The 18,476-nt window shown below is 66.4% G+C and carries 18 protein-coding genes; 15 read left to right on the top strand and 3 right to left on the bottom strand.

The genetic code is table 11. The features are described 5' to 3' along the window. Window positions 1-690: 690 nt before the first annotated feature. The 4 genes from AC3B5T_RS03380 to AC3B5T_RS03365 all read left to right on the top strand — a co-directional run bounded on the left by AC3B5T_RS03380 (window position 691) and on the right by AC3B5T_RS03365 (window position 4,585). Window positions 691-1,008, top strand: coding sequence for a 2Fe-2S iron-sulfur cluster-binding protein (locus tag AC3B5T_RS03380; RefSeq protein WP_055474513.1), 318 nt, complete (start codon window positions 691-693; stop codon window positions 1,006-1,008). Between the two features lie 108 nt (window positions 1,009-1,116). Further along, window positions 1,117-2,283, top strand: a complete 1,167-nt coding sequence (locus tag AC3B5T_RS03375; RefSeq protein ID WP_488358253.1) for an acyl-CoA dehydrogenase family protein — start codon at window positions 1,117-1,119, stop codon at window positions 2,281-2,283. Further along, a complete protein-coding gene (locus AC3B5T_RS03370; protein WP_055474512.1) occupies window positions 2,280-3,065 on the top strand; it encodes an SDR family NAD(P)-dependent oxidoreductase in 786 nt (261 codons plus the stop codon). Before AC3B5T_RS03375 ends, AC3B5T_RS03370 begins: the two co-directional genes overlap by 4 nt. Window positions 3,066-3,229: 164 nt before the next feature. Further along, window positions 3,230-4,585 (top strand): AMP-binding protein, encoded by a 1,356-nt coding sequence (locus AC3B5T_RS03365; protein ID WP_488358252.1) that lies wholly within the window; start codon window positions 3,230-3,232, stop codon window positions 4,583-4,585. A gap of 33 nt (window positions 4,586-4,618) precedes the next feature. Here the strand turns inward: AC3B5T_RS03365 and AC3B5T_RS03360 are convergent, their stop codons facing one another. Then, window positions 4,619-5,878 carry an IS256 family transposase gene (locus tag AC3B5T_RS03360; RefSeq protein WP_205334498.1) on the bottom strand — a complete coding sequence of 420 codons (1,260 nt, stop codon included), beginning with the start codon at window positions 5,876-5,878 and terminating at the stop codon, window positions 4,619-4,621. Window positions 5,879-5,997: 119 nt separating this feature from the next. Between AC3B5T_RS03360 and AC3B5T_RS03355 the strand changes: the two genes are divergently transcribed. The 6 genes from AC3B5T_RS03355 to AC3B5T_RS03330 all read left to right on the top strand — a co-directional run bounded on the left by AC3B5T_RS03355 (window position 5,998) and on the right by AC3B5T_RS03330 (window position 13,985). Then, window positions 5,998-6,330 (top strand): AMP-binding enzyme, encoded by a 333-nt coding sequence (locus tag AC3B5T_RS03355; protein ID WP_488358251.1) that lies wholly within the window; start codon window positions 5,998-6,000, stop codon window positions 6,328-6,330. Window positions 6,331-6,392: 62 nt separating this feature from the next. Beyond that, window positions 6,393-7,370 (top strand): quinone oxidoreductase family protein, encoded by a 978-nt coding sequence (locus AC3B5T_RS03350; RefSeq protein ID WP_055474510.1) that lies wholly within the window; start codon window positions 6,393-6,395, stop codon window positions 7,368-7,370. A 296-nt stretch (window positions 7,371-7,666) separates the two neighbouring features. Next, entirely contained in the window at window positions 7,667-7,846 is a 180-nt protein-coding gene (locus AC3B5T_RS03345; RefSeq protein WP_197282724.1) for a helix-turn-helix domain-containing protein, read from the top strand. Continuing rightward, entirely contained in the window at window positions 7,846-8,016 is a 171-nt protein-coding gene (locus AC3B5T_RS03340; RefSeq protein ID WP_197282723.1) for a hypothetical protein, read from the top strand. Before AC3B5T_RS03345 ends, AC3B5T_RS03340 begins: the two co-directional genes overlap by 1 nt. A gap of 33 nt (window positions 8,017-8,049) precedes the next feature. Then, window positions 8,050-8,379, top strand: coding sequence for a hotdog family protein (locus AC3B5T_RS03335; RefSeq protein WP_488358250.1), 330 nt, complete (start codon window positions 8,050-8,052; stop codon window positions 8,377-8,379). Window positions 8,380-8,489: 110 nt separating this feature from the next. Next, a complete protein-coding gene (locus tag AC3B5T_RS03330; protein WP_488358249.1) occupies window positions 8,490-13,985 on the top strand; it encodes an ATP-binding protein in 5,496 nt (1,831 codons plus the stop codon). Between the two features lie 51 nt (window positions 13,986-14,036). On the opposite strand, the gene AC3B5T_RS03325 is transcribed toward AC3B5T_RS03330, so the two are convergent. Next, window positions 14,037-14,528, bottom strand: a complete 492-nt coding sequence (locus AC3B5T_RS03325; protein WP_488358248.1) for an SRPBCC family protein — start codon at window positions 14,526-14,528, stop codon at window positions 14,037-14,039. A 141-nt stretch (window positions 14,529-14,669) separates the two neighbouring features. On the opposite strand from AC3B5T_RS03325, the gene msrB reads away from it, so the two are divergent. From msrB to AC3B5T_RS03300, 5 genes are all read left to right on the top strand, one after another. Further along, window positions 14,670-15,164, top strand: coding sequence for a peptide-methionine (R)-S-oxide reductase MsrB (msrB, locus tag AC3B5T_RS03320; RefSeq protein ID WP_035717389.1), 495 nt, complete (start codon window positions 14,670-14,672; stop codon window positions 15,162-15,164). After that, window positions 15,161-15,709: a peptide-methionine (S)-S-oxide reductase MsrA gene (gene msrA, locus AC3B5T_RS03315; protein ID WP_488358247.1), complete on the top strand. Its 549-nt coding sequence runs from the start codon at window positions 15,161-15,163 to the stop codon at window positions 15,707-15,709. The genes msrB and msrA overlap by 4 nt, the downstream gene beginning before the upstream one ends. 123 nt (window positions 15,710-15,832) lie before the next feature. Further along, window positions 15,833-16,216 (top strand): TA system antitoxin ParD family protein, encoded by a 384-nt coding sequence (locus AC3B5T_RS03310; protein WP_010842694.1) that lies wholly within the window; start codon window positions 15,833-15,835, stop codon window positions 16,214-16,216. After that, complete coding sequence (locus tag AC3B5T_RS03305; protein WP_488358246.1) at window positions 16,213-16,788, top strand: ATPase; 576 nt, start codon at window positions 16,213-16,215, stop codon at window positions 16,786-16,788. Before AC3B5T_RS03310 ends, AC3B5T_RS03305 begins: the two co-directional genes overlap by 4 nt. Further along, the gene (locus AC3B5T_RS03300) at window positions 16,785-17,732 is read left to right on the top strand and encodes a PfkB family carbohydrate kinase (protein WP_488358245.1); all 948 of its coding nucleotides are present in this window, start codon (window positions 16,785-16,787) and stop codon (window positions 17,730-17,732) included. The genes AC3B5T_RS03305 and AC3B5T_RS03300 overlap by 4 nt, the downstream gene beginning before the upstream one ends. Window positions 17,733-17,754: 22 nt before the next feature. Here AC3B5T_RS03300 and AC3B5T_RS03295 read toward each other — a convergent pair whose 3' ends face one another. After that, window positions 17,755-18,387, bottom strand: coding sequence for a flavin reductase family protein (locus AC3B5T_RS03295; protein WP_010842697.1), 633 nt, complete (start codon window positions 18,385-18,387; stop codon window positions 17,755-17,757). Window positions 18,388-18,476 lie beyond the last annotated feature (89 nt).

Here is an 18,476-nt window from a genome sequence, read left to right as displayed (position 1 = left end):
ATGGCCCAGTTGCTCGACCCCGATCACGATCTCGCCGTGCCCCGACCGGGGACTTCCGCCCGTGCTGTTGCACAGGCGGGCAGTGTCCCGGACGCACCGCCCATTGACGAAGTGAGTAGGTTCACGTGTCTCTATCAGAGTCGTTCGGCGCCGCCAAACCATCGGAACTAGTCCGATTCGCCCTGGCCTGGGCGCCTTTCGAGGAGCCCGTCGAGGAGATCTATTTGACCTTCGGCATCAGCTCGTCCGTCTTCTACGAGCGGGTCATCAAGGCCCTCATCGCAGGCGAGGTGCAACTAGATGTCGGTTCAACCGCGGCCCTCGTTCAGCATTGCCGGGAACGACTGCACCCGAGCATGTTCCATGACCGTCGGTCTCGGTCGGTAGCGTAGGACACCCTCAACAGAGTGGTGCCCCGGGCGTCGCGGCCGGGGCACCACATCTTGTCCGGTCAGGCGACCGTCACGCCACGAGAACCGGCTGCACAATGACACACCCCTTATGAATGCCCGTGTGGCCACCTTCGGCAAGGAATCACCCCGATGAGGTCCGGTTGTACCCCGTTCTGGTGATGACGGATGAGCATCGACGTCCGCACAATGAAGCATCCGGCGCGGCAGTAGCTGCGCACCAACCATTCTCGTGAGGCCGGTGCACTCCGATACCTCACCCGAGCACAGGAGGCAGCCAATGGCACAGGTCGTCTACCACCTGCCTGACGGCACCGTCAGCGCCGTGAACGTTCCAGCTGGGCAGAGCGTGATGGACGGGTCGGTACGCAACAACCTTCCCGGCATCGTCGCCGAGTGCGGCGGGAGCTGCTCGTGTGCCACTTGTCACGTGCTGCTGCCCGAATCCAGTGCGGAGTTGTTTCCGGAGCCCACCGACGAGGAGGCCGAACTCGTCGAGTTCCTCGACGGTGCGCAACCCAACTCGCGCTTGTCGTGTCAGTTGATCATTGACGACCAGGACGAGGTGCACGTCGAGGTCGTGGACTCGAGTGTGTGACCGTCGTTGCGCATAGCCGCCGGAACCTAGTTCTTAGGTCAGACGAGTTTCTTGTAAGCACTTGTAAATGCATCGCGTCATATCTGTGACCGATGTCGTGAGTGAGATGTGGAGTATCTGATGGTCTCGTTTGCATTCGAGCCCGAGCACGTTGAGTTCGCGGAAAGTCTGAAGGCTTTCGCCGCGCGGGAGCTTCTGCCCAACTACCGCGATCGCGCGGCTTCGACCGACTTTCCGTTCGAGGCGTTCAAGCAACTGGGTGATCTCGGCGTCCTGGGAATTGGGTTGCCAGAGGAATTCGGAGGCACAGGCGATGATGATCCCGTGCTGCTCGGCCTTGCGACCGAGGTGCTCGCCGCCGGGGACGTCAACGTGGCCTCCGCCCCGGTTCAGATCGGCCTCGTGGGCTCGCAGTTTCTGCACTGCGATCGTGCTGTACAGGAGCGTTACCTACCCTCTCTCATTAGGGGTGAAGAGACGGTCGCGATCGCATTGACTGAACCTGGTTCAGGCTCGGATGCGAGCGCACTACGTACAACCGCGACGAAGGTCGACGGGGGCTGGGTACTCAACGGTGAGAAGACCGCGATCACCTGGGCTATGAATGCCAGCGCCTCGCTCGTCTACGCGAGGACTCCCGGGACGAGCAGGTCGACCGGTATCAGCTGCTTCGTCGTACCGATGGACTCCACCGGTGTGACGGCGCATCACATGCTCGGGATGGGCTGCCTCCCCCTCGGGTGGGGTTCGATTCATCTCGACGACGTGTTTGTGCCCGATGACCATCTTGTCGGGGAGGAGGGGAGGGGCTTCCACTCGGTGATGAGCCACTTCGACTTCAGCCGTGCAGCGTTGGGCTTGCTGTGCTTGGGAGCGGCACAGCGAAGCCTTGACGAAGCGGTTCAGTATGCGAAGGACAGAGAGACCTTCGGCAAACCGCTTACCGAGTATCAGGGAATCTCATTTCTCATCGCCGAACACACAACGCTTCTCGAAGCAGCCCGGTGGATCTGCTACAGGGCACTGTGGCTGCGTGCGACCGGGCAGCCCCACACCGCACTCGCGTCCATGGGCAAGTGGTGGCCGCCCTTGGTGGCGAAGGACGCGATCGAGGCAGCGATGCGCATTCACGGAAATCTGGGTTACGCCGCCGAATTTCCCCTTCAGCAGCGATATCGAGATGTTACTGCGTACCTGATCGCGGACGGCACTTCCGAGATTCAGAAGCGAATCATCGCCGGCGACGTCTTCCGCCGTGGCACGGTGAACCTGTGAGCGGGGACGTTCTCGTCAAGCCGACCGCGGACAGTGCTGCTCTGATCGTTGGCGGGACGGCGGGAATCGGTTTCAGTAGTGCATGCGCGATGGCAGATGCGGGAGTTCGCAGGATCGCACTCGTTGGGCGGACCGAAGAGCGCGGGAGGCAGGCTCAGCAGGTGCTGAGCGAACGCGGCATCGAAGCTCTGTACATCGCCGGCGACGCTCGAACGGCTGCCGGTGCGGCGAGCATCGCTGCTCAGGCGGTTGACCGCCTGGGTGGTATCGACATCCTGATGACAACCACAGCTGCTGACACGCGGCCCGAACTCTTCAAAGACATTGCACCACAAGATATCAGCTCTATTCTCAACGATTTGGCGCTGCCGTCGATGTTCATGGCAGCCGCTGTTCTGCCGGCTATGCGCGAACAGAAAACGGGCGTCATCATCAACGTGGCGTCGGACGCGGCCAAGACTGCGACACCGGGCGAATCGGTCATCGGTGCTGCCAAGGCGGCAATCGTGATGTTCACGCGGACGTTGGCCATCGAGGAGAAGCGCCACGGGATTCGTGCCAATGCGCTGACCCCGTCGCTGGTGACCGGCACGGCATCGACAGCTCGTATTACAGAGGGTGGATTCAGCGGAAAGCTCTTCGCTCGCGCGGCCGCGCAGGCCCACCTCGGCGTCGCAACCGCGGATGACATTGGAGCGCTGGCTGCGTTTCTCTGTACGCCTTCCGCTTCGAAGCTCACCGGTCAGGCGATCAGCGTCAACGGTGGAATCTCAGCCGCATGAGATAAGGGAGGTCTATCTACCTCACGGCGGCGGGAGGTGGCGTCGCTCGAGCACGTCACCTCCCCGCTGGGGGACTGGCATTTCAACCGTGTCCCATCGGCAGTTCGCGACACCATCCCCTCGATGGCAGTCAGGTCCAAGTACATTTTGATCTAGGAGTTCTTATGCCTACACGGAGCGTGTCGGAGCCCCGTCCAGACGACCGATATTCCGCCGAGCAGCTAGCCGGGTTCGTAGAACGCGGGGAGTGGCGCAACGAGAGCCTTTTCGAGCGGGTATCTCACTGGGCGGGGACGCAACCCGACATCGTCGCCTTCTCCGACGGGGACGCGAGTGTCACATGGGCAAAGTTGCAAAAGGACGGGCTTCGGCTCGCAGCGGCTCTGCGAGGCAGGGGCATACGGGCCGGGGATCGAGTCCAGGTCCAGCTTCCCAACTGGGTCGAGTTCGCTGTCGTATATGTGGCGCTTGCCCGGATCGGCGCAGTCCTGGTTCCCACAATGCCGATCTATCGCCACGACGAGGTGGAGTTCATTGTCAACCACTCCGGGGCCCGGATTGCCATAGTGGCCCATCAGTTCCGCGGATTCGACTTCGTGCAGATGCACGCAGAGATCAAGCAGCGGTGCCCCGATCTCGAGGCTGTGATCGTTGTCCGAGCAGACGAGGGATTCGAAGGTGAGACCTTGGAGCGCCTCATCGGAGACGGTCCGGCGCCTGAGAACGACGACCTGGGGCCTGTCCCCAACGCAGATGACACTCACGCGATCATCTACACGTCCGGCACCGAGTCGCGTCCCAAGGGATGTCAGCACACCTTCAACACGATCTCTTTCAGTCTCTACAACTTGTGCCGAGACATCATGGGCATGAAACCGGGGGAGGTCATGTTCCAGCCCTCGCCGGTGACCCACGCGACAGGGTTGATGACGGGGGTCACGGGCCCGATCGTGCTGGGTGCTTCGGCTCACCTGATGCCGGTTTGGGAGCCCATGGATGGATTGCGTCGCATCGCTGAGTACCGCTGCACATTGAGTATGACCGCCACGCCCTTCGTTCGTATGGCACTGGATGCGCTCGCCGCAACGGACTCAGACGTCTCGAGTCTGCGCACGTGGGTATGTGCCGGGGCGCCGATACCGGAAGTGCTGCTGCGCGAGTGGCGTGCGAAGCTTCCGTCCACGTCTCTTCTGCCGCTGTACGGATGTAGCGAAGGCTTCATCATCACGGCCTGTTCACCGTCCGATCCACCGGAGAAGGTAGTCGGTTCCGACGGGAAGGCGTCTCCCGGGGTGTGGCTGGAACTGAGGGATGCGGACGGAAGTCCGGTGGGGGTCGGCGAAGAGGGCGAAATCTGTCACGGCGGACCGGGATTGATGCTCGGGTACTGGCATAACCCGGAGCTGACGGATCGCGACATCGACGGCCGAGGGATGAAACGTTCAGGCGATCTGGGTCGCATCGACAATGACGGATACCTACGCGTAACTGGGCGTATAAAAGGGTCAAGCCCCTGGTAGTGGTGTAACTGGTTTTTGATCCTTCGTTGGTGATCAGGCGGGTAGTTGCATCAGTTCATCGGTGCTCACCTCCGTGGTCGAGCTGGTGCCGGTGTCGGTGGTCAGTGTGAGGCGGCAGCGGCTCAGGACTTCGAGTCCGAGGTAGCGGCGTCCTTCGGCCCATTCGTCGGTCTGCTCGGCCAGGACCGCCCCGATGAGGCGGACGATGGCGTCCCGGTTGGGGAAGATGCCCACGACGTCGGTGCGGCGGCGGATCTCCCTGTTGAGCCGTTCGGTGGGGTTGTTGGACCAGATCTGGCGCCATACGTCGTCGGGGAACACGGTGAAGGCCAGCAGGTCTTCGCGGGCATCGCCAAGGTGGTCAGCAACGTCGGGCAGCCTGCCTTCGGTGTACTCCAACAGCCGATCGAACTGCTCGTTCACCGCGGTGGCCGTGGGTTGGTCATACACGCTGTGCAGCATCGCTTTCACGGCCGGCCACATGGACTTGGGGCACACGCCCATGAGGTTCGCCGCGTAGTGGGTGCGGCACCGCTGCCACGCTGCACCGGGCAGGTTCGCCGCGATCGCGTCCACGAGCCCGGCGTGGGCATCGGAGGTCACCAGCCGCACCCCGCCCAGTCCGCGGGCCACCAGGTCGGCGAAGAAAGTGTTCCACGAGGCCTTGGTCTCACTGGTGGCGACCTGCATCCCGAGGACCTCGCGGTGCCCGTCGCCATTGACCCCGGTGGCCAGCAGGACGGACGCCTTGACGACCTGGTTGTTCTCGCGGACCTTGATCGTCAACGCATCGGCGGTGACGAACGTGAACGGGCCGGCATCGTCCAGGCGGCGGTGCCGGAACGCGGCCACCTGCTCGTCCAGGTCGGCGGCCATGCGTGAAACCTGCGACTTTGACAGTGAGTCGATGCCCAGGGTCTTGACCAGCTTGTCCATCCGGCGGGTGGATACCCCGGCCAGGTAGCAGTCCGCCACGACGGTGATCAGCGCGGACTCGGCCCGCTTGCGGCGCTCGAGCAGCCATTCGGGGAAGTAGCTGCCCGAGCGCAGCTTCGGCACCGCGACGTCGACGGTGCCGACGCGGGTGTCCAGGGGCCGGTGCCGGTAGCCGTTGCGCCGGTTGGTGCGCTCGGCGGTGCGGGCGTTCCACTCGGCGCCGCACACGCTGTCGGCGTCGGCGGACAGCAGGGCGTTGATCATGGTCTGCAGCAGCTCGCGCATCAGATCCGGTGATGCGTCGGATAGGGCTTGGCCAAGTAGGCCTGCAGGGTCGACAATATGGGGTGCGGTCATCGTGATGACTCCTCGAGGATTCTTTAGACGGTTGACTCGAAGGATCACACGGTGGCCGCTCTACATCCGTGTACAACACGTAGCTGCAGGCGATCTCGGCCACCGAGTTACACCACCCTATGGGGCACTACTGTATAAAAGATCTGATTATCCGAGGCGGCACCAACATCTCGGCTCGTGAGATTGAAGACCATCTCGTCGCGCACCCGAACGTCGCCAGTGCCGCGCTCGTGGGGTTCCCCGATGAGCGACTGGGCGAGCGCGCGTGTGCATTCGTGGTACCAGCGCCGGGCACGTCGATCGACCTGGAAGAGGTCACACGGTTCTTACGTGAAGATCGCAAGATCGCGACACAGAAGCTGCCTGAACGAATCGTGCTTCTCGACGCGCTACCCATGACCGCGACAGGAAAGATCCAGAAGTTCGTGCTTCGCGAAAAACTCGAAGACTGATCGAGTCGGGCTGACAGACCATGCCTGATTTCCGCTAGTCGGCGAGAGTGAGAGGATAGAAGGTGCGAGCAGTAGTTCTCGACAACTTCGGCGGACCGGAGGTGCTCTCTGTCCGCGACGTGCCGCCACCCGCCCCCAGGCCGGGCTGGGTGGATGTACAGCTACGCGCAAGCGCGCTCAATTGGCATGACGTGCTGGTTCGGCAAGGCAAGTATCATTCGAAGCTTCCTCACATACCCGGCGCCGACGGGGCTGGGATCCGCACTGACACCGGAGAAGAGGTGCTCGTCCTCCCATCTCTGTTCTGGGGAGACAGGCGCGAGGCTCCGGGACCCGAGTGGGAGATTCTTGGTGACATGACGCCGGGGACTTACGCCGAGCTGGTTAGTGTTCCTGAAGAGTCGCTGGCGCCTAAGCCGCCAGGCCACTCGTGGGAACAAGCTGCTTCGCTTCCGCTGGTCGGAGTCACCTGTTACCGAGCGCTTCTCACGCGGGCGCGTCTCGCTTCGGGCGAGTCGCTCCTCGTAGTCGGCGCCGGAGGCGGTGTGGCGACCATGGCTGTCCAACTCGCAGCTGCGATGGACGTACACGTTGTCGTTGCCGGCTCATCCGCGGCCAAGATCGACAGGGCGAAAGAGGCCGGCGCTGAGTCCGGAGTTCTCCATATCGCAGACGATTGGCCCCAGCGGGCGCGAGCGCTTTCGCCTAACGGCGCCGGGTTCGACGTCATTCTCGATCCGGTGGGGTTGTGGGAAAGGTCGCTGGAAGCTCTGAGGCCAGGAGGGCGGCTCGTAGTCCTCGGTGCAAACGTCGCCGAGACAGCGCAACTGAACGTGCGTCCGTTCTATTTCGGACAGTTCAGCCTGCTGGGCACCACGATGGGCGGTCCGGAGGATTTCCGGGGTCTGCTCGACATGGTTGCCGATCGTCACGTGGCACCGCCGCCGGTGGCGTGTACGTTTCCGCTCGCCGACGCCGCCGAAGCCCACCGTCAGCTCGAGGCCGGGAGGTCCTTCGGCAAGTTCGTGCTCGTCAGATAGGCCGATTTCGGGCTAGCAGTGAGAGACATCGTGTACGAGCGTGCCGAGCCTGGCAGGGTTGTGGACTCTGCACCAGCTTCTCTCCGAATCTGTTCTTTGGGTCGATGAGGAGTTTCATCTGGCTTTTGCCGCCAACATCGTGGGATAGCTTGGTGTACACAGGGCCTCGGGGGGAGCGTTTTCCGGTGGAGGTTCCTAGATAGGCGCGGTTGGCTTGGATGCGTGCGAATGCCCAGCCGAGGGTGTCTTGAGCCGATCCGCCATTCCCGGTCTGCGCCCAGGGCGGGCTCTTCTACGTGGAGGGCATCAACGCCACGGGTGTCGAGTTGATCGCGTCTGAGGCGGGAGTATCGAAAAGGACGCTGTACAAGTACTTTCCGAGCAAAGCTACCTCGGTGGAGCGGTACCTGGCATACCTGCGTGAAATGGTTGTCGACCGTCAGAAGAGCTGGCCGACGGGCCGCGCGAACGACTGATGCGACTGGTCACGATTCCGGAACCGGGCGACGGCCGGCTGCGCGGATGCCCGTTCGACAACACGGCCGTGAAAGCAGCCTCGGCGATGCCCGAGGTCACCGAGTTCGTCCACACGCAGAAACGGGCCTTCGCCGCCGCGATCGTCGTCTTCCGCCGCTCTGGAGCATGATCGTCGACCACACTGCACGGATTGGAACTACTCATGAACAGCCCACGGCCGATCGCTCCGGACGGGCTCTGGCTCGACGACATCGCCGAAGGCGCCACCTTCGTCACCGACACCCATACCGTCGACACCGCGGAGATTCTCGAGTTCGCACGGCGTTATGACCCACCGATCTTCGACGCCGATCCCGACGGCGCTTCGGGAACGTTCTTCGATGGGCTCGCGGCCAGCGGTTGGCATGTCGCTGCGATCACCATGTCGTCGATCGTGACCAGTGGCCTTCCGGTGGCGACCCCGCCCGCCTGGGTCCGAATACCGCCATTTCGACCACCCTCCGACGCGCCGTACTCGCGCGTAGCGATTTGACTCGTAAGAATCACACCGTCGAACCACCTCGCGCGTCCCGGATCGCCACTGAGCTGGGTCGCCGCGCTGTACCGTACCTGCGGACCTTCAACCGCACGACGACGACGTGAATGGAGCCGGTGTTGTTTTCTCGTATCGCCATCGTGAACCGAGGTGAGGCCGCGATGCGGCTCATCCACGCCGTTCGGGGCCTGTCGGAGGAGACCCGGCAGCCCATCGAGGTCATCGCACTGCACACCGACGTGGATCGCAACGCCACGTTCGTGCGCGAGGCGGACGTCGCCTACGACCTGGGACCCGCGGCGTCGCGCCCGTACCTGAACATGAAGGTGCTGGAGCACGCGCTGCTGGAAACCGGTGCCGACGCGGCGTGGGTCGGCTGGGGATTCGTGGCCGAGGACCCGCTGTTCGCCGAACTGTGCGACCGGATCGGCGTCACCTTCGTCGGGCCGTCGGCCGAGGCGATGCGCAAACTCGGCGACAAGATCGGCGCCAAGCTGATCGCCGAGGAGGTCGGCGTGCCGGTGGCGGCGTGGAGCCGTGGCGGGGTGGACACCCTGGACGAGGCAGTGGCCGCGGCCGGCCAGATCGGCTACCCGTTGATGCTGAAGGCGACCGCCGGCGGCGGTGGCCGCGGCATCCGCAAGGTCACCAACGACGCCGACCTGCGGGACGCCTACACCCGCACCCGCGAGGAGGCCGAGCGCGCCTTCGGCAGTGGTGTGGTGTTCCTGGAACGGCTCGTGACCGGCGCACGGCACGTCGAGGTCCAGGTGATCGCCGACGGTCAGGGCACCGCCTGGGCACTGGGCGTGCGCGACTGCTCGGTCCAGCGACGCAACCAGAAGATCATCGAGGAATCGGCGTCGCCGGTCCTGCCCGCCGACCGGGTCGCCGAGCTCAAGGCCTCGGCGGAGCGGCTCGCCATCGCCGTCGGTTACCGCGGCGCGGCCACCGTCGAGTTCCTCTACCACCCGGGCGAGAACCTGCTGGCGTTCCTCGAGGTCAACACCCGTCTGCAGGTGGAGCACCCGATCACCGAGGCGACCACCGGCTTCGACCTGGTGCGCGCGCAGCTGCACGTGGCGTCCGGTGGACGCCTCGAAGGCGAGCCGCCGAGCGAGCGCGGCCACGCCATCGAGGCCCGCCTCAACGCCGAGGATCCAGACCGTGACTTCGCCCCCGCCCCGGGCCGCATCGACCTGCTCGAGCTGCCCGCCGGACCGGGCATCCGCGTCGACACCGGCGTCAGCGAGGGTGACACCATCCCCGCCGACTTCGACTCGATGATCGCCAAGATCATCGCCTACGGCCGCGACCGCGACGAGGCGCTCGGCCGGCTGCGTCGGGCCATCCGCGAGACCCGCGTGATCATCGCCGGCGGCGCGACCAACAAGAGTTTCGTGCTCGAACTGCTCGACCAGCCCGAGGTGATCGACGGCAGCGCGGACACCGGCTGGATCGACCGCGTGCGCGCCGACGGTGGCCTCGTCGCCAACCGGCACTCCGCGATCGCGCTGATCGCCGCGGCGATCGACGCCTACGAGGAGGAAGAACTCGTCGAGCGGCAGCGCCTGATGTCGACCGCCTCGGGTGGTCGTCCGCAGGTTCAGCACGAGAGCGGTCGACCCCTGGACCTGAAGCTCCGCGGCGTCGCCTACCGCGTCCGGGTCGCCGCCATCGGGGCACACCGATTCCGTGTCACCGTCGAGGCGCCGGGGGAGACCCGCACCGTCGATGTCGACCTCGAGCGCTTCGACGACCACGCCGCGCAGCTCATCGTGAACCGGGTCCGCTACCGCCTGGTCACCGACACCCACGGGCCCGTCCACCTCGTCGACGTCGACGGCGTCACCCATCGCGTCAGCCGTGACGAGGGCGGCGTGGTGCGGTCGCCCGCGCCCGCACTGGTCGTCGCCACGCCACTGCAGGCCGGTGACGAGGTCGAGGCCGGCGCCCCGATCCTGGTCCTGGAGAGCATGAAGATGGAAACGGTGCTGCGCGCACCGGTGCGCTCGCGGGTCAAGGAATGTGCGGTGTCGGTCGGCACCCAGGTCGAGACCGGGGCCACCCTGATGCGGCTCGAGCCGCTCGCCGACGACGAGGACGAGGTCGTCGAAGAGGTGGGTACCAGCATCGACCTCGAGTTGCCGGAGGATCCCCAGCTCGATCCCACCGAACGCACCACGCGCAGCCAGGAGGACCTCCGTAGTCAGCTCCTCGGCTTCGACGTCGACCCCAACGACCGGACACGCCTGCTCGACGAATATCTCTCCGTGCGACGGGCGGCGATCGACAGCGGCCGCCGTCCGCTGGCCGACGAGCTCGAACTGGTCACCGTGTTCGCCGACCTCGCCGAACTGAGCCAGAACCGGCCATCGAGTCAGGAGGTCGGCGTCGAGCACGTACACAGCGCACGCGAGAACTTCCACACCTACCTGCAGAGCCTCGACGTGGAGCGGGACGGACTCCCGGCGGCGTTCCACGACCAGCTGGGCCGCGCGCTCGGTCACTACGGCGTCACCGATCTCGACCGCACCCCCGAACTCGAAGCCGGGGTGTTCCGCATCTTCCTCGCGCTGCAGAACCCCAACGACTCGGCCTCGATGATCAGCGCGCTGCTGCTCGAGTGGCTCGACGAGCCGACGCCCCGCGACGAACTGCGCGAGGCGGTGGGCACCGCCCTCGACCGCCTCGTCGCCGCCACCCAGGTTCGCTTCCCGGCGGTCGCCGACCTCGCGCGTGGTGTCATCTACGCCTGGTACGGCCAGCCGCTCCTGCTGCGCGACCGCGCACGCGTCTACAGCAACGTGCGCAAGCAGCTGAAGTATCTCGACGAGAACCCCGATGCCGCCGACCGCACGAGCCGTATCGACGACATGGTGCGCAGCACCGAGCCGCTCGTCCGGCTGCTCGGCCAGCGCATCGAACGGCACGCCGACAACACGGTCATGCTCGAGGTGCTGACCCGGCGTTACTACGGCAACCGGGGTCTCGCCGACATCCGGATCCGCCAGGCCGGTGGCGCGACCTTCGTCGTCGCCGAGCGCGACGCCGGGAACGTCGCGTCGGCCGCGGTGGGCTTCGACGCCCTGCCCGCGACCATCGGTGGACTCGGCGAACTCGCCCGCGACACCGCCGCCGTCGATGCCGACATCTATCTCGCGTGGGAGCAGCAACCCGACGACTTCGATGTCCTCGCCGGGACGCTGCACGACATCGTCGCCACCAGTTCGCTTCCGCCGCAGGTGCATCGGGTCACCATCACGGTCGCCGGCAGCGCCGACGCGCGAATGCATCACCACGTCACGTTCCGGCCGTCGGCGACCGGTATGGCCGAGGAGCGCCTGATCCGTGGTCTGCACCCCTACATCGCGCAGCGCATGCAGATGGAACGCCTGCGCAAGTTCGACCTCACCAGGTTGCCGTCGTCGGACGACGAGGAGGTCTACCTCTTCCGTTGTGTCGCAAGGGAAAACCCGTCGGACCGCCGGCTCGTCGCCTTCGCCCAGGTCCGCGACCTGACCGCGTTGCGCGAGCAGGACGGCCGGCTGCTGACGCTGCCGACCGCCGAAGCCGCGCTCGCGTCGTGCGTCGACTCGATCCGGCGTGCGCAGCGCGGTTCGACCAACCTGTCGAGCGCCAACCGGATCATCATGTACGTGTGGCCGCCGATCGACGTCGACGCCGACATCCTCGACCTGATCGCCGACCACATCCGCGGCACGACACAGGGAGTCGGTCTCGAAGAGGTCCAGCTCATCGCGCGTCGCCGTGACCGCGACACCGGCGAGCTGAGCAAGGTCTCGGTCCACTTCTCCGTCAACCCCACCGGTGGATTCGACGTCCGGGTCCTCGACCCGACCGACGAGCCGATCGAACCGGTCGACGAGTACCGCCAGAAGGTGCTGCGCGCAGCGAAGCGCAACACCGTCTACCCGTACGAACTGGCAGCGATCCTGGGCGATTTCACCGAGTACGACCTCGACGCCGAGCAGCGTCTCGTGCAGGTCGACCGTCCCAAGGGCCGCAACTCGGCCGCGATCGTCGCCGGTGTGGTCACCACGCCCACCGAGAAGTACCCGCGGGGCGTGACCCGCGTGGTCCTGCTCGGCGACCCGACGAAATCGCTGGGCGCGCTTGCGGAACCGGAGTGCAGTCGGCTGGTCGCCGCCCTCGACCTCGCCGAGCAGATGCAGGTCCCGCTCGAGTGGTACGCACTGTCCTCGGGCGCGCGGATCTCCATGGATTCCGGTACGGAGAACATGGACTGGATCGCCCGCGCGCTGAAGCGGATCGTCGAGTTCACCCAGGCGGGTGGCGAGATCAACATCGTCGTGGCCGGCATCAACGTCGGCGGGCAGCCGTACTGGAACGCCGAGGCGACGATGCTCATGCACACCAAGGGTGTTCTGGTGATGACCCCGGAATCGGCGATGGTGCTCACCGGCAAGCAGTCGCTCGACTTCTCCGGCGGTGTGTCGGCCGAGGACAACTTCGGCATCGGCGGCTACGACCGCGTGATGGGGCCCAACGGTCAGGCGCAGTACTGGGCGCCGAACCTCGGCGCCGCCCGCGATCTCCTGATGGCCCACTACGATCACACGTACGTGGCGCCGGGCGAGCAGACGCCGCGTCGGGCGATCACGAGCGACCCCGTCGACCGCGACATCTCCGACTACCCACACGTCTTGGCGGGCAGTGATTTCACCACGGTCGGGCAGATCTTCTCGACGGCCTACAACCCGGACCGCAAGAAGCCGTTCGACATCCGCACGGTCATCCGGGCCGTCGCCGACCAGGATCATCCGGTCCTGGAGCGCTGGGCGGGTATGGCCGACGCGGAGACCGCGGTCGTCTGCGACCTGCACATGGGCGGAATCCCGGTGTGCCTGTTGGGCATTGAGTCACGCGAGGTGCAGCGCCGCGGTTACACGCCGACCGACGGCCCCGACACCTACACGGCCGGCACGCTGTTCCCGCAGTCGTCGAAGAAGGCGGCGCGCGCGATCAACGTGGCGAGCGGCAACCGACCGCTCGTGGTGCTCGCGAACCTCTCCGGGTTCGACGGGTCGCCGGAGTCGCTGCGCAAGCTCCAGCTGGAGTACGGCGCGGAGATCGGTCGCGCCATCGTCAACTTCGAGGGCCCCATCGTGTTCTGCGTGATCTCGCGGTATCACGGCGGAGCGTTCGTGGTGTTCTCGAAGGCGTTGAACCCCAACATGACCGTGCTCGCGATCGACGGTTCGTTCGCGTCGGTGCTCGGTGGTGCCCCCGCGGCCGCGGTGGTCTTCGCCGGCGACGTGGCCAAGCGGGTCGGCGCCGACGCGCGGGTGCGTGAACTGGAGGCCGAGACCGCGCAGGCCACCGGCCCCGAGCGCTCGCGGCTCAACGCCGAACTGGCCGACCTGCGCCAGTCAGTGCGCGCGGAGAAGATCAGCGAGATCGCCGCGGAGTTCGACTCGGTGCACAGCATCCGCCGCGCCGTCGAGGTCGGTTCGGTCGATGCGGTCATCCAGGCCGAGGAACTCCGGCCCCAGATCATCGGCGCCATCGAGAAGTCGCCGGCGTGGGGCAAGCAGGATTCCGAGGTGGTCAGCTCCTAGCGTCCGGCTTCCTGGGGTGCGCGGACCCGCGCGCCCCAGGACGCACCGGCATCACCCGCGCTCGGCGATCTCCTTGATCGCGGCGAGGGTGACCGGGATGCCCGACAGCGCGGCGTCGCGGCGCTGCTCGAGTTGGGTGTCCGCATCGTCGCCGTACCGCTGCGCGAACAGCTCGAAGCCGCCGGGTTGCACGGCCCACGACTCGGTCAGCGTCGTCCCGTCGCCGTCGGGTGTGATCGTGTACGACCAGCGCACCGCGTTCTCGTTCACCATCCACGCGAACTCGCGGGGTACCTCCGCGACGACGACCAGCGATCGCGTCTCCCACACGCGGTCGGGGGTCTCGTTGCGGCCGTGGAAGTAGGCGCCGACCTCGGGCCCGGTCGCCGGTTCCGCCCACCAGCACGCCTTGCAGATCGGGCTCCACTCGCCGGTGCGACCGATGTCGGTCACCAGATCCCACACCTGCTGCGGCGTGGCGGCGATGCGAACGGACTCGGAGTGGGTGAATCGAGCGGTGCGGTCGTCGTGGCTGGTCGTCATGGGCCCTTCCTGAGATTCGCGTGTGCATCGATCCTATGCAGGGGTCACGGGACCAAATCCGAGCGTCGTGGTGTTGTGCACGGTGACGCCTCCGATGCACCGTCGATCGACGGAGCCGGAGCGCGTCGGCAGGAGGAGAACGTGAGCAACACCTACCGCAAGACCCCCGAGGCGTTGAGCCGCCTCACCGACGTCCAGTACCGCGTCACCCAGCGTGACGGCACCGAGCGCGCCTTCGACAACGAGTACTGGGACAACCACGAGCCCGGCATCTACGTCGACGTCGTGTCGGGACAGCCCCTGTTCTCGTCGACCGACAAGTTCGACAGCGGGACCGGATGGCCGAGCTTCACCCGGCCCATCGATCCGGACGCCGTGGCGACGAAGGTCGATCGGAGCCTGTTCATGCGGCGTGTCGAAGTGCGGTCCGCGGGAGCCGACAGCCACCTGGGACACCTCTTCGACGACGGGCCCCGCGACGCGGGAGGCCAGCGATACTGCATGAACTCGGCCTCGCTGCGGTTCATCCCGGCCGCCGAGCTCGAGGCCGAGGGGTACGGCGAGTACGCCGTCCTGTTCACCGGCACGAACAGCGCCGATTCCCGCACCACCGACACACACGAGGAGAACGCATGACGACCGACACCGGCCAGATCACCGTCCGTCCCGGCACCGAGACCGCGGTCCTCGCGGGCGGATGCTTCTGGGGCATGGAAGACCTGATCCGCAAGCAGCCCGGAGTTCTGGGCACCCGGGTCGGTTACACGGGCGGGCAGAACGACCACGCCACCTACCGCAACCACCCCGGGCATGCCGAAGCCGTGGAGATCGTGTTCGACCCGACGCAGACGACGTATCGCGACATCCTCGCGTTCTTCTTCCAGATCCACGACCCTTCGACGCGCAACCGGCAGGGGAACGATGTCGGCACGAGCTACCGCTCGGCGATCTTCCCGGTGACACCGGAGCAGGAGCAGGTCGCCCGGGACACCATCGCCGACGTCGACGCGTCGGGACTGTGGCCCGGCAAGGCGGTCACGACGATCGAGGAGCTGGGCCCGTTCTGGGAGGCCGAGCCCGAGCACCAGGACTACCTGCTCAACTTCCCGAACGGCTACACCTGCCACTTCCCGCGTCCGGGATGGGTGTTGCCGAAGCGGGATGCGGCGTCGACGCGGTGACGCGCAAGACCGGCTGAGAGCACCGGCGCCCGTCGGCGGTCGTCCGACAACGATCGTCGACGGGTTCGTCGGCGTATGCTGATGCGATGTAGCACTCTGCTACACATGCGCGGGAGGTCTGCGATGAGCACCGGTACGGACAAGGTGACCCGGCTGTCTGCCGCATTGGTGACCGATGCCGCCCGGGAGGGCGCGCGCGAGCAGCGGTCGGCGCGGCAGCAACTCGAACACTGGGCCCGTCTCGGCCGCAGCGTCTCGCAGCGCACCACCGCGTCGCGTCGGCGGGTCGAGGCCGCGCTGGCGGGCGACTTGCCGGGAGAGGTGTTGACCGCCGAGGAAGCCGTCGTCTACGACGCCGAGATCGACGCGCACCTCGAAGCGCGACTCGCCACCGACGACCACGTGGTTCGTCGTGCATCGGAGGGGTTCTCCTCGGTCGTCGTCGATGACGACGGACGGCTAGTCGAACACCGTCCCGACGGGACGACGGTCATCCTCGGCCGGTGACACCGCGGCTCGACCTGGTCGTCGGGTGTGATGGCGCGGGGAAGTCGACGCTGGTCGAGCATCATCTGCAGCCCTTGCTGCACACGCCCTTCGTGAACGCCGACCTGATCGCCCGGCAGAGGTGGCCCGACGCCGCGGAAGCGCATTCCTACGACGCCGCCCGGTTGGCGGCGGCCACCCGGGACAACCTCATCGAGACCGGCACCTCGTTCATCGCCGAGACGGTCTTTTCGCATCCATCCAAACTGGAACTCATCGAACGTGCGCACGCCGCCGGCTACCGAGTGGTGCTCCACGTCGTGATGATCCCCGAGGATCTCGCGGTCCATCGCGTCCGGTTGCGCGTCGACAGCGGTGGGCACGCGGTCCCGGAGGTCAAGATCCGCGAGCGGTTCCGGCGCCTGTGGCCGCTCGTCCGCACGGCCATCCTCCGTAGCGAGCAGGCAACCGTGTACGCCAACGAGCGACCGACCACGCGCATCGTCGCGCGGTACGTCGACGGTATGGTCGCGGGCATGCCCGACTGGCCGGACTGGACGCCGGATGCGCTGACGCGTTCGGAGCCACGATGACTTCCCACGATCGAGCGACCGGGCTTCTCGTCGTCGGCGCCGTCAACGTCGATCTCGTCGTGGAGACCGACCGATTGCCGGGTCCCGGTGAGACGGTCGTCGGTCCGACGGTGACTCGGCACGGCGGCGGGAAGGGCGCGAACGCCGCCGTCGCCGCGGCGCGTGCGGGTGCCGAGGTGCGTTACTGCGGCGCAGTGGGTTCCGACGACATGGGTGCGGGCGCACTCGACGAACTACGGGACGAGGGCGTCGACGTCACCGACGTGGCCGTGCTCGAGGATGTGTCCACCGGTATGGCGCTCATCGTCGTCGACCCTCGCGGCGAGAACCAGATCGCGGTGGGCGCCGGTGCGAATGGCCTGCTGACCGCGGACGTCGTCCGTACTGCGGTTCGGCGGGCGGCCGGCTGGGCCGGGTGTGTGCTCGTCAGCACCGAGATCCCGGTCGACGCCGTCGACGCGGCGGTCACGACGGCGGCCGAGCGGGGTCTCCGATGCGTGGTCAATCCTGCCCCCGTGCCGGCGTCGATGGTCGACCTCATGGGGTCGGCGCCGGTGTTCACGCCCAACTCGTCGGAACTTCGTGACCTGCACGCGTTGATCGACGACGGTCGGGACGCCCCGGAGGTGCCGGCGGCCGAGCGGGCAGTGGCGGTGGCCTCACGTACGGGTGCACCCGTACTCGTGACCCTCGGTGCCGAGGGTGTGCTGATCGCGAATCCGTCCGGCGACGTGCTCACCCTCCCCGCCGGGCACGTCGACGAGGTCGTCGACACGACCGGAGCGGGTGACACCTTCAACGGCGTGTTCGCGGCGTCGCTCGCCGCCGGTTCGACGGTCCTCGAGGCGGCGAAGCGGGGTGTCGCGGCGGCGTCGCTGTCGGTCGGCGCCGTCGGCGCCCGGACCGGGATGCCGGGCGACGCGGAGATCCGCCGCGCGGTGTGAGGCACACCCGTCGACCGGGTGGTCAGCGCGTGGCGGGTCTCGGTCGCTTCATGAATCGGTGATGGTCGTCGCTGGGCAGGAAGTAGTCGCCCTGCCCGCCGGCTCGCAGGAGGGGTCGTGCCCCGGCCGTGTCGAAGGTCTGGTCCTCGCGCAGCAGGCCGGTCGCGATGTGGATCTTGACGACCTCGCCCAGGACCATCCAGGTGTCGACGAGTTCGTCTGCGGCCGTGCGCAACTGGAACGACTGGGTGACGCGGCACTCGAAACCGACCGGGCTCTCGGCAACCCGCGGCGCGGCCACGAGGTCGGAGGCCAGCGGGGTGAGTCCCGCGGCCTCGAACTCGTCCTCACCGGCAGGGATCGCCGCCGAGGTGGCGTTCATCTGTTCGCCGAGATCGTCGGTGGCGAGGTTCCACACGAACTCTCCGGACTCCCTCGCGTTGGCGACGGTGTCCTTGTAACCGACGCTGGCGAAGCCGACGATCGGCGGGGTGTAGTTGAACAGGTTGAAGAAACTGTAGGGCGCGAGGTTGCGAACCCCGTCGGCGGTCACGGTGGAGATCCAGCCGATGGGTCGCGGCGCGACGATCGCGTTGACCGGGTCGTGCGACAGCCGATGGCCCTGCGACGGTTCGTAGGAGTGGTAGATCGTCACCGTCGCAACGGTACGTCAGCGGCCCGACGTGCCGCCGCCTGCGTAAGGTGAGGTGCGATCGACCACTGCGCACTTCGACGATCGGGAAA

The sequence above is a fragment of the Gordonia sp. G4 genome (assembly GCF_057770005.1).
This window is presented reverse-complemented; position numbering and strand designations above follow the sequence as displayed.